Below are 11,101 nucleotides of genomic sequence, written 5' to 3' on the forward strand. Positions count from 1 at the left end.
TGAGTTGTCACAACCCAGCCCCCGGGGGTCATACCTACTCCCCCGCTACGCCCGCGCTTCCGGTGGCTCTGGCGACGCCTACGTCACTTGCGGGCCGAGGTGACGCGGTAGACGTCGTAGACGCCCTCGACGCCGCGGACGGCCTTGAGCACGTGGCCGAGGTGCTTCGGGTCGCCCATCTCGAAGGTGAAGCGGCTCATCGCGACCCGGTCGCGCGAGGTCTGCACCGCCGCCGACAGGATGTTGACGTGCTGGTCCGAGAGCACCCGGGTGACGTCCGAGAGCAGGCGCGAGCGGTCCAGCGCCTCGACCTGGATCGCGACCAGGAAGACCGAGGACTGGGTGGCGGCCCACTCGACGTCGATCATCCGCTCGGGCTGCTGGCTCAGCGCCTCGACGTTGACGCAGTCGGCGCGGTGCACCGAGACGCCGTTGCCGCGGGTCACGAAGCCGACGATCGGGTCGCCCGGCACCGGGGTGCAGCAGCGGGACAGCTTGACCCAGACGTCCTCGACGCCCTTGACGATCACGCCCGGGTCGCCCTTGGCCCGGCGGCGCACGGCCCGCCGGTCGTGCGTCGGGGTCGCGGTCTCGGCCAGGTCCTCGGTGGCACCCTCCTCGCCGCCGAGCGCCTGGACCAGCTTCTGGACGATGTTCTGCGCGGCGACGTGCCCCTCGCCGATCGCGGCGTAGAGCGAGGAGATGTCGGGGTAGCGCATCTCGTGGGCCAGCGTGACCAGCGAGTCGCCGGTCAGGATCCGCTGGATCGGCAGGCCCTGCTTGCGCATCGCCCGGACGATCGCCTCCTTGCCGTGCTCGATCGCCTCCTCGCGGCGCTCCTTGGAGAACCAGGCGCGGATCTTGTTGCGGGCGCGCGGCGACTTGACGAAGCCCAGCCAGTCCCGCGAGGGGCCGGCGTTCTCCGCCTTCGAGGTGAACACCTCGACGGCGTCGCCGTTCTCCAGGGTCGACTCCAGCGGCACCAGCCGGCCGTTCACCCGGGCGCCGATGGTCCGGTAACCGACCTCGGTGTGCACCGCGAAGGCGAAGTCGACCGGGGTCGCACCGGCCGGCAGGGCTATCACGTCGCCCTTGGGGGTGAAGACGAAGACCTCGTTGCTGGCCAGGTCGAAGCGCAGCGACTCCAGGAACTCGCCCGGGTCGGCGGTCTCCTTCTGCCAGTCCAGCAGCTGCCGCAGCCAGGCCATCTCGTTGACGGCGCCGGCCTTGTCGTCCTTGCGGACCTGGGTCGGCGTGTCGGTGCGGACCTTGGAGGCGCCGGCCACCGCGCGCTGCTTGTACTTCCAGTGCGCGGCGATGCCGTACTCGGCCCGCCGGTGCATGTCGAAGGTGCGGATCTGGAGCTCGACGGGCTTGCCGCCGGGCCCGATCACCGTCGTGTGCAGCGACTGGTACATGTTGAACTTGGGCATCGCGATGTAGTCCTTGAACCGCCCCGGCACCGGGTTCCACCGCGCGTGGATGGTGCCCAGCGCCGCGTAGCAGTCGCGGACGGTGTCGACCAGGACCCTGATGCCCACCAGGTCGTAGATCTCGGCGAAGTCCCGGCCCCGGACGATCATCTTCTGGTAGACCGAGTAGTAGTGCTTCGGCCGTCCGGTGACGGAGGCGGTGATCCGGGCGCCGCGCAGGTCGCCCTGGACCTGGTCGATGACGGTCGCCAGGTACTCGTCCCGCTTGGGGGCGCGCTCGGCGACCAGCCGGACGATCTCGTCGTACATCTTGGGGTAGAGGATCGCGAAGGCGAGGTCCTCCAGCTCCCACTTGATGGTGTTCATGCCCAGCCGGTGCGCCAGCGGGGCGTAGATCTCCAGCGTCTCGCGGGCCTTCTTCTCCTGCTTCTCCCGCTTGAGGTAGCGCATCGTGCGCATGTTGTGCAGGCGGTCGGCCAGCTTGATCACCAGGACACGCGGGTCCTTGGCCATCGCGACGACCATCTTGCGGACGGTCTCGGCCTGCGCGGCCTCGCCGAACTTGACCCGGTCGAGCTTGGTGACGCCGTCGACCAGCAGGGCCACCGAGTCGCCGAAGTCCTTGCGCAGGGTCTCCAGGCCGTAGTCGGTGTCCTCGACGGTGTCGTGCAGCAGCCCGGCCATCAGGGTCGGGGCGTCCATGCCGAGCTCGGCCAGGATGGTCGCGACGGCCAGCGGGTGGGTGATGTACGGGTCGCCGCTCTTGCGCTTCTGGCCGCGGTGCCACTTCTCGGCCACCGCGTAGGCGCGCTCGATGTCGCGCAGCAGCACCGGGTCGGCCTTCGGGTCGTTCGCCCGGATCGAGCGGAACAGCGGCTCCAGGACGGGGTTGAGCACGCTGGAGCGCTGGCCGCCGAGGCGGGCCAGGCGGGCGCGCATGCCGCCGGTGGTGGAGCCCCGTCCGGTGGGCGGGAACGAACGCGAGGAGGTCGGCGCCGGGCGTGCCGGGGTGGCCCCCGAGGGCGTGGGACGGTCTTCGGGGGCGGCCGCTGCGGCCGTGGGCACAACCTCGTCGGGCAAGGACACTCCTCGGGGCACCGGGCCGGCCCCTCGCGGGCCGCGCCACCAGCGCACAACCGGGAGGGGATGAATCTTCATGGTACCGAGCCGGGCGCTCGGGTGTTCAGCCGCCCGGGTGGGGACACGCGAAGGCGGCGGTCGGATGATCCGACCGCCGCCTGTCACTCAGGTCCCGCAGGCCCCTCAGACCGTGACCAGGGTCTCCAGCGGAGCCCCGCCGAGGTGCCCGGCCAGCCGCTCGCGGCCGTCCAGGAAACCCAGCTCCATCAGCACGACGACGCCCGCCAGCTCGGCGCCCGCCTCCTTCACCAGGTCCAGCGAGGCGCCGATGGTCCCACCGGTGGCCAGCACGTCGTCCACCACCAGCACCCGCTCACCGGGCGCGAAGGCGTCGCACTGCACCTCCAGCGTCGCCGAGCCGTACTCCAGCTCGTACGAGCGCCGGAACACCTCGCCGGGCAGCTTGCCGGCCTTGCGGATCGGCACGAAGCCCAGCCCGGCCGCGAAGGCCGCCGGAGCCGCCAGCACGAAGCCGCGCGCCTCCAGGCCGACCACCTTCGTCGCCCCGAGTTCCTGCGCCCGCTCCGCGAGCGCGCGGGTGAGGGCGCCGAAGGCCTCGGCGTCGGCGAGCAGCGGCGCGATGTCCTTGAACAGCACACCCGGCTTCGGGTAGTCCGGGACGTCCCGGATCCGGCTGTTCAGCAGCTCGGCCAGTGCGGTGTCGGCGGTGGTCACGGTGTCCTGTCCTTCGGGTCGGGGCTCAGCGCTTGGTGGACGGACGGCCCTTGGCACGCGAGGTGCCGGCCGACCGGCCGCGCTGACCGACCATACCGGCCGGCTCGTCCGCGGGCTCCTCGCCCTGCGCGTCCTCGACGCCCCCGGCCGCCTCGGCCTTGGCCGCCTGGCTGGCGCGGTGCTGCAGGACCCGCTTGCGCAGCGCCTTCATCTGCGGCTGCTCCTCCTTGAGCTGCGCCAGCAGCGGGGTGGCGACGCAGATCGAGGAGTACGCACCGGCCGCGAGGCCGATGAACAGCGCGAGCGAGATGTCGTTCAGCGTGCCGGCACCCAGGATGCCGCCACCGATGAACAGCAGCGCGGCGACCGGCAGCAGGGCGACCACGGTGGTGTTGAGCGAACGCACCAGGGTCTGGTTGAGGCCCGCGTTGGCCGCCTCGCTGTAGGTGAGCTTGTTCTGCTTGGTGAGCCCCTTGGTGTTCTCCTTCACGGTGTCGAAGACGACGACCGTGTCGTAGAGCGAGTACCCGAGGATCGTCAGGAAGCCGATCACCGTACCGGGGGTGACCTCGAAGCCCACCAGGGCGTACACGCCGATGGTGATCAGGAGGTCATGGATGAGGGCGACCAGGGCGGCCACCGCCATCCGCCACTCGAACGCGATCGCCAGGTAGATCGTCACCAGGATCATGAAGACGATCAGACCGGTGAGCGCCTTCTGGGAGATCTGCTTGCCCCAGCTGGGGCCGATCACCTGGGCCTCGACGGTGTCCAGCGGCACGGAGAACTTCTGGGCGAGCTGCGAGCGGATCTCGTCCGAGCTCTTCGCCTCGTCGGTGCTGACCTGGATGCGGATCTTGTTGTTGTCCGTGGACTGCACCAGCGGGTGCGAGGACACGACCTCGTCGGCCGTGGTCTGCGCCTGCGAGACGCTCAGGCCCGGCTTGGTCACGGTGTAGACCGAGCCGCCCTTGAACTCGATGCCCAGGTGCAGGCCCATGGCCAGGCCGATCGCCGCGACCAGCACGATCACGCCGGAGATCGAGTACCAGACCTTGCGGCGGCCGACGAAATCGAAGCTGATCTCGCCCTGGTAGAGCCGGTGTCCCAGATTGGAGAAGCGTGACACGGTGTCAGGCCTCCTTCACGGCGGCAGAGGAGGGGCTACGGCGACGGCTGCTGCGCAGCGGCGGGCGGGCGCCCAGCCGCTTCGGGTCCAGGCCGGACCACGGGTGGCCGTCGGAGAAGAACTTCCGGCGGGCCAGCAGGGTGATCATCGGCTTGGTGAAGAGGAAGATCACGACGACGTCGAGCGCGGTGGTCAGACCCAGGGTGAAGGCGAAGCCCTGCACCTTGCCGACGGAGACGATGTAGAGCACCGCGGCGCAGAGGAACGACACGAAGTCCGACACCAGGATGGTGCGCCGGGCGCGCGGCCAGGCCCGCTGGACCGCCGGGCGCAGCGGGGCGCCCTCGCGGACCTCGTCGCGGATGCGCTCGAAGTACACGATGAACGAGTCGGCGGTGATGCCGATCGCGACGATCGCACCGCAGACCGCCGGCAGGTTCAGCGCGAAGCCGATCCCGCCGCCGAGCAGGCTCATGATCGAGTAGGTCAGGATCGCCGAGACGATCAGACCGGCGATCGAGACCAGGCCGAGGCCGCGGTAGTAGAGCACCGAGTAGGCGACCACCAGCAGCATGCCGATCGCGCCGGCGATCAGACCGGCCTTGAGCTGGTCGGAGCCGAGCTGCGGGGACACGGTGGTGACGTCACCCTGGTTGAACTCCAGCGGCAGGGCGCCGTAGCTGAGGACGTTGGACAGGTCCTGCGCCTCGGCCTGGCTGAAGGTGCCGGAGATGACGGCCGTGCCGCCGGGGATGGCACCGCGCACGAACGGGTGGGAGACGACCTCGTTGTCCAGCACGATGGCGAACTGGTTGCTCGGGTCCGGCAGCGCGGCCAGCTTGCCGGTGATGGCGGCGAAGTCGTCGGTGCCCTTGCCGTTGAACTGGAGCTGCACCTGCCAGCCGTTGCCCTGCTGGGTGTCCAGGCTGGGCTGGGCCTTGGAGACGTCCGAGCCCTTCACGGCCACCGGGCCGAGGACGAGCTTGGAGTAGGCGCCGCCCTTCTCGGGCTTCTGGGAGCAGGCGACGACGGCCTTGTCCTCGGGCTGCGCCACGCCCAGCTGCTGGCGCTGGTCGGGCTTGGTGCAGTCGAGGGTGGCGAACGCGGCCTGGAGCTCCGGCGGCACGGTGCCCGTGGTCAGCCCGGCGGCGAGGTCGGCCGGGTTGGGGGCCGTGGCGGGGGCGCTCGGGGCGCCGGAGGCGGCCGCGGAGGGCGCGCCGGAGGCCGGGGCGCTCGCGGCACCACTGGCGGCGGCGGTCACGCCGGTGGCGGCGGTGGAGGGGCTCGCGTCGGCCGCGAGGGCCTCACCGACCGAGCGGCCCTGCTTGGTGGCGCTCGCGCTCGCGCCGGGGGTGCCGGCGGCGGCCGCGGACGGCGTGCCGGAGGCAGCGGCGCTGGGAGCGGCCGAACCGGTGGCCGAGGGGGCCGCGGCCGGGGTGCCGGAGGCGCCGGCGGACGGGGTGGCGGTGGGCGCCGGGATCTGGAGACCGCTGGGCGCCACGGCCAGGACCGGGCGGAAGAAGAGCTTCGCGGTGGTACCGACCTTGTCGGCCGCGTTCTCCTTGTCCCCGCCCTTGGGGATGTTCACGATGATCGTGTCCGAGCCCTGGGTCTGGACCTCCGCCTCGGAGACACCCATCCCGTTGACCCGGCGCTCGATGATCCCGGTGGCGATGTCCATGTTGGACTTGTTGATCGCCTTGGGGTCGGTCGACCTCGCGGTCAGCGTGATGCTGGTACCGCCGGCGAGGTCGATCCCGAGGCGGGGCTTGGTGTTGCCCGTCCCGAACATGAGGGCGACCAGTCCGACGGTGACGACCAGGATGAGGGCCAGCGCCCGCCCTGGGTAGCCGTCGCGCGGGCGCGACTTGGGTGTTGCCACCTTGCTCGTTTCTCCCTGTCCATGCCACTTCGCCGACCGGACCCCCGTCCGGCTCGTGGCGGAACGGGGGCATGGCGGATCTGCGGCCCTGAGGTCCTGTGGGCTCGCGGCACTGCGCCGCGCGGCCGGGCGGGTTGCCCGTCCGTACTACTTGCTCGCGGGAGCCCCGCCCTCGACATCGCCCTTCTCGGCGCTGTCCTTGGTGAGCGTCAGCGGCTTGTCCTCGACCAGCGCGGCGTCGGCGTCCGCGTCCTCCGGCTCGGACAGCTCGTCCTCGGCGGGGCGGCCGTTGATGATCGCGTCGTACTCCTGGGCGTCCAGGACGGCCGCGACCGCGCTCTTGGTGAAGTGGGCGAACACGCCGGGCGCGATCTCCAGCTCGACGGTCTCGTCGTGGACCGCCTTCACCTGGGCGTACAGACCGCCGATGGTGCGCACTCCCGCTCCGGGCTCCAGCGAGGTCTGCATGCTCTGCATCTGCTGCTGGCGCTTCTTCTGCGACCGGAACATGAGCACGATCGCGATGATCGGGAGGAGAAGGATGATGAAGTTCACTGCAGCCAGGGTCCTTTACGGGTCGCCGGTCGGCGGCCTGTGTGGTATTGGTCGGCCCGTCAGGTGAGAGGGGCGGTCCGGCGGAGTCTAGGCGACCCCGAACTGATCGGACAACGCCAAGCATCGCATCCTGTCGCCGAAAGTGGCGACCCTCCGCCTGCACAGTTTCCCCGGACTTCTCCCCCGGCATCTCCGCCCGGCCCGGTACCGGGGCCCTGCGGGAACCGGGGACCGCTCATCACCCGTTCAGCCCTCGTCCGGCGGGAAGAGTTCGGTCTGGGCCGGGACGGCACCCCGAGTGGTCTGGACCGGAGGGGTCATCCCGAGGTGCTGCCAGGCGGCGGCGGTGGCGATCCGGCCGCGCGGGGTGCGGGCGAGCAGGCCCTCGCGCACCAGGAACGGCTCGGCGACCTCCTCGACCGTCTCGGCCTCCTCGCCGACCGCGACCGCCAGTGTCGACAAACCGACCGGTCCGCCGCCGAACAGCCGCAGCAGCGCGTCCAGCACCGCGCGGTCCAGCCGGTCCAGGCCGCGGGCGTCGACCTCGTAGACGTCCAGCGCCTGGGCCGCGATCCCGGCGTTGACCACGCCGTCGTGCCGGACCTGGGCGTAGTCGCGCACCCGGCGCAGCAGCCGGTTGGCGATGCGCGGGGTGCCGCGCGAGCGCCCGGCGATCTCGGCCGCGCCGGCCGGGTCGATCTCCACGTCCAGTAGCGCGGCCGAGCGGTGCACCACCCGCTTGAGCTCGGCCGGCGCGTAGAACTCCATGTGCCCGGTGAAGCCGAAGCGGTCCCGCAGCGGCGGCGGCAGCAGGCCGGCCCGGGTGGTGGCGCCGACCAGGGTGAAGGGCGGCAGCTCCAGCGGGATGGCGGTGGCCCCCGGGCCCTTGCCGACGATCACGTCGACCCGGAAGTCCTCCATCGCCATGTAGAGCATCTCCTCGGCCGGGCGGGACATCCGGTGGATCTCGTCGAGGAAGAGCACCTCCCCCTCGGTGAGCGAGGAGAGGATCGCCGCGAGGTCGCCCGCGTGCTGGATGGCCGGCCCGGAGGTGATCCGGATCGGCGCGCCCAGCTCGGCCGCGATGATCATCGACAGGGTCGTCTTGCCGAGCCCGGGCGGGCCGCTCAGCAGGACGTGGTCCGGCGCGGCGCCGCGCTTGCGGGCGGCCTGGAGCACCAGCGACAGCTGCTCGCGCACCCGCTCCTGGCCGATGAACTCCTCCAGCAGCTTGGGCCGCAGCGCCGCCTCGACCGCCTGGTCCTCGCCGTCGGCGGCGGCCGTGACCAGCCGGTCGGCCGCCGGGTCGGAGTCGTACGGGGTCATCAGCGGGGGCTCCAATGTCGACAAACGGACAGATCGTCAGGTGGGTTTCAGCGGGCCCGGTTCAGGGTGCGCAGCGCGGCCTTCAGCAGGGCGCCGACGTCGGTGACGGCCTGCACCTCCGCCTCCGGGGCGACGGCGGCGACCGCCTCGTCCGCCTCCCGCGGCGCGTACCCGAGGCCGACCAGCGCGGAGTGCAGCTGCTCGCTCCACGGCGCGGGCCCGGCGGCGAGCGGCTTCTGCGCCGGGACGCTGCCGTGCGGAGCGCCCAGCTTGTCCTTGTACTCCAGCAGCAGCTTGGCCGCCTTGGCCTTGCCGATGCCGGGCACCGCCACCAGCGCCTTCTCGTCCCCGCCCGCCACCGCCAGCCGGAGCGCGTCCGGACTGTGCACGCCGAGGATCGCCTGCGCCAGCTTGGGCCCGACGCCCGGCGCGGCCTGCAGGATCTCGAACACGGCCCGCTCGTCGTCGTCGGCGAAGCCGAACAGCGTCAGCGAGTCCTCCCGGACGACCAGCGAGGTCGCGAGCCGGACCGGCTCGCCCAGCCGCAGCCCGGCCAGCGTGTTCGGCGTGCACTGCACGGCCATGCCGACCCCGCCGACCTCGACGACCGCGAGCCCGGTGGAGATGGCCGCCACGGGTCCTTGTACGAAGGCGATCACCGGATGCTTCCTCTCTGGGGGGTGGCGCGGGCCGCCTGGATCGCGGCCTCCAGCCGGTTCGTCGTCCGGCCGCGCCAGATGTGGCAGATGGCCAGCGCCAGCGCGTCGGCGGCGTCGGCCGGCTTCGGCGGGGCGTCCAGCCGCAGCAGACGCTGCACCATGGCGGTGACCTGCGCCTTGTCGGCCCGGCCCGAGCCGGTGACGGCGGCCTTGACTTCGCTCGGGGTGTGCAGGGTGACCGGGATGCCGCGCCGGGTGGCGCACAGCATCGCCACCGCGCTGGCCTGGGCGGTGCCCATCACCGTCCGCACGTTGTGCTGGGCGAAGACCCGCTCGACGGCGACCAGGTCGGGCCGGTGCTCGTCGAGCCACGCCTCGATGCCCTGCTCGACCAGCAGCAGCCGCGGCCCGATCTCGGCGTCCGCGGGCGTGCGCACCACGCCGACCCCGACCATCCGCAGCGGCCGCCCCGGCGTGCCCTCGACCACGCCGACACCGCACCTGGTCAGCCCCGGGTCCACGCCCAGTACCCGCACGTCACGCCCCGCCTCTCGTCCTCGACCTGCGAAGGCTACCGTCCCGGTCGGACAACCCGACCGACGACACCGGCCCGGTGGTCCAGGGACCACCGGGCCGGGAAGTGAGAACGGTCACGCCGGACCGGTCACCGGGTGACTCACTCGGCGTCGAGCTGCGCACCGACCTCGTCGGAGATGTCGAAGTTCGCGAAGACGTTCTGCACGTCGTCGCTGTCCTCCAGCGCGTCGATCAGCTTGAGGATCTTGCGGGCGCCGTCGACGTCCAGCTCGACCTGCATGCTCGGGAGGAAGTTGGCCTCGGCCGAGTCGTAGTCGACGCCGGCGTCCACCAGCGCGGTGCGCACGGCGACCATCTTGGAGGCCTCGGAGACGATCTCGAACGAGTCGCCGAGGTCGTTGATCTCCTCGGGCTCCTGGTCGAGGACGACCTCGAAGAGCTTGTCCTCGTCCACGCCGTCGGCCTTGGGCACGATCACGACGCCCTTGCGGGTGAACAGGTAGGACACCGAGCCCGGGTCGGCCATCGAGCCGCCGTTGCGGGTCATGGCGACGCGCACGTCGGAGGCGGCGCGGTTGCGGTTGTCGGTGAGGCACTCGATCAGGACCGCGACGCCGTTCGGGCCGTAGCCCTCGTACATGATGGTCTGGTAGTCGGCGCCGCCGGCCTCCAGACCGCCACCGCGCTTGACGGCGCGGTTGATGTTGTCGATCGGGACCGAGCTCTTCTTCGCCTTCTGGATGGCGTCGTAGAGGGTCGGGTTGCCCTGCGGGTCGGGACCGCCGGTACGCGCCGCCACCTCGATGTTCTTGATCATCTTGGCGAAGAGCTTGCCGCGCTTGGCGTCGATCACGGCCTTCTTGTGCTTGGTGGTAGCCCACTTAGAGTGGCCGGACATCGCCAGCTCCTTTACGTCGCCAAATGGAAATGAAACAGATGAGATCTTACCGGTGTCGTCACCGGTGAGGAGCACACGGTCAGCACACGCCCCCGCGGGCTACGCGGCGAGGTGCTCCTCGACCATCCGTACGAAGTAGGCGTGCACCCGGTGGTCGCCGGTGAGCTCCGGGTGGAACGACGTGGCCAGCAGGTTCCCCTGGCGCACCGCGACGATGCGGCTCTCCGGGCCGTCCGCGGCGGGGAGCTCGGCCAGCACCTGCACGCCGGCACCGACGGCCTCGACCCAGGGCGCGCGGATGAACACGCCGTGCACCGGCGCGTCGCCCAGGCCGTCGAAGGCGATCCCGGACTCGAAGGACTCGTTCTGGCGGCCGAAGGCGTTGCGCCGCACGGTCATGTCGATGCCGCCGACGGTCTCCTGGTCCTCACGGCCGTCGAGGATCTTGTCCGCCAGCATGATCATGCCCGCGCAGGTGCCGTACACCGGCATCCCGGCGGCGACCCGCTCGCGCAGCGGCTGCATCACGTCGAACAGCAGGGCCAGCTTGGACATGGTGGTGGACTCACCGCCGGGGATGACCAGCGCGTCGACCTCGGCCAGCTCCTCGGCGCGGCGCACCGGACGGGCGAGCGCGTCGGCCTCGGCCAGCGCCACCAGGTGCTCACGGACGTCGCCCTGCAGGGCGAGGACGCCGATGACGGGAGTGCTCACGGTCTTCAACCTCGTTCGATCTTCTGGGGGAGTGCGTGGCGCGGGGGGGGGGGGGGGGGCCGCGCGGGGGGGGGGGGCCGGGGGGGGGGGGGGGGGGGCGGGCTTCGCCTAGACGGCGCGGTGATCAACGCGTGCGCGGGGGCGGGGGGTGTG

Annotated in this window: 10 protein-coding genes; all 10 read right to left on the reverse strand. The window is 71.5% G+C overall.

What is annotated here, in order from left to right; translation table 11 throughout:
* Positions 1-83: 83 nt before the first annotated feature.
* Positions 84-2,591, reverse strand: a complete 2,508-nt coding sequence (locus tag ACFV4G_RS08805) for a RelA/SpoT family protein (RefSeq protein WP_380437999.1) — start codon at positions 2,589-2,591, stop codon at positions 84-86.
* 105 nt (positions 2,592-2,696) lie between these two features.
* Positions 2,697-3,248 (reverse strand): adenine phosphoribosyltransferase, encoded by a 552-nt coding sequence (locus ACFV4G_RS08810; protein ID WP_380438001.1) that lies wholly within the window; start codon positions 3,246-3,248, stop codon positions 2,697-2,699.
* A 25-nt stretch (positions 3,249-3,273) separates the two neighbouring features.
* Entirely contained in the window at positions 3,274-4,377 is a 1,104-nt protein-coding gene (secF, locus tag ACFV4G_RS08815) for a protein translocase subunit SecF (RefSeq protein WP_380438003.1), read from the reverse strand.
* Positions 4,378-4,381: 4 nt separating this feature from the next.
* The gene (gene secD / locus ACFV4G_RS08820; RefSeq protein WP_380438005.1) at positions 4,382-6,259 is read right to left on the reverse strand and encodes a protein translocase subunit SecD; all 1,878 of its coding nucleotides are present in this window, start codon (positions 6,257-6,259) and stop codon (positions 4,382-4,384) included.
* A 147-nt stretch (positions 6,260-6,406) separates the two neighbouring features.
* Positions 6,407-6,814 (reverse strand): preprotein translocase subunit YajC, encoded by a 408-nt coding sequence (gene yajC / locus ACFV4G_RS08825; protein ID WP_380438007.1) that lies wholly within the window; start codon positions 6,812-6,814, stop codon positions 6,407-6,409.
* Positions 6,815-7,060: 246 nt separating this feature from the next.
* Positions 7,061-8,140 carry a Holliday junction branch migration DNA helicase RuvB gene (gene ruvB, locus ACFV4G_RS08830; protein WP_380438009.1) on the reverse strand — a complete coding sequence of 360 codons (1,080 nt, stop codon included), beginning with the start codon at positions 8,138-8,140 and terminating at the stop codon, positions 7,061-7,063.
* Between the two features lie 47 nt (positions 8,141-8,187).
* Complete coding sequence (gene ruvA / locus ACFV4G_RS08835) at positions 8,188-8,799, reverse strand: Holliday junction branch migration protein RuvA (protein ID WP_380438011.1); 612 nt, start codon at positions 8,797-8,799, stop codon at positions 8,188-8,190.
* Positions 8,796-9,335 (reverse strand): crossover junction endodeoxyribonuclease RuvC, encoded by a 540-nt coding sequence (gene ruvC, locus ACFV4G_RS08840; RefSeq protein WP_329925093.1) that lies wholly within the window; start codon positions 9,333-9,335, stop codon positions 8,796-8,798. Before ruvC ends, ruvA begins: the two co-directional genes overlap by 4 nt.
* Before the next feature lie 140 nt (positions 9,336-9,475).
* Entirely contained in the window at positions 9,476-10,234 is a 759-nt protein-coding gene (locus ACFV4G_RS08845) for a YebC/PmpR family DNA-binding transcriptional regulator (RefSeq protein ID WP_196952243.1), read from the reverse strand.
* A gap of 99 nt (positions 10,235-10,333) precedes the next feature.
* Positions 10,334-10,948, reverse strand: a complete 615-nt coding sequence (gene pdxT / locus ACFV4G_RS08850; RefSeq protein ID WP_380438013.1) for a pyridoxal 5'-phosphate synthase glutaminase subunit PdxT — start codon at positions 10,946-10,948, stop codon at positions 10,334-10,336.
* Between the last annotated feature and the right edge of the window lie 153 nt (positions 10,949-11,101).

The organism is Kitasatospora sp. NPDC059747 (assembly GCF_042732955.1).
Lineage (GTDB): Bacteria > Actinomycetota > Actinomycetes > Streptomycetales > Streptomycetaceae > Kitasatospora.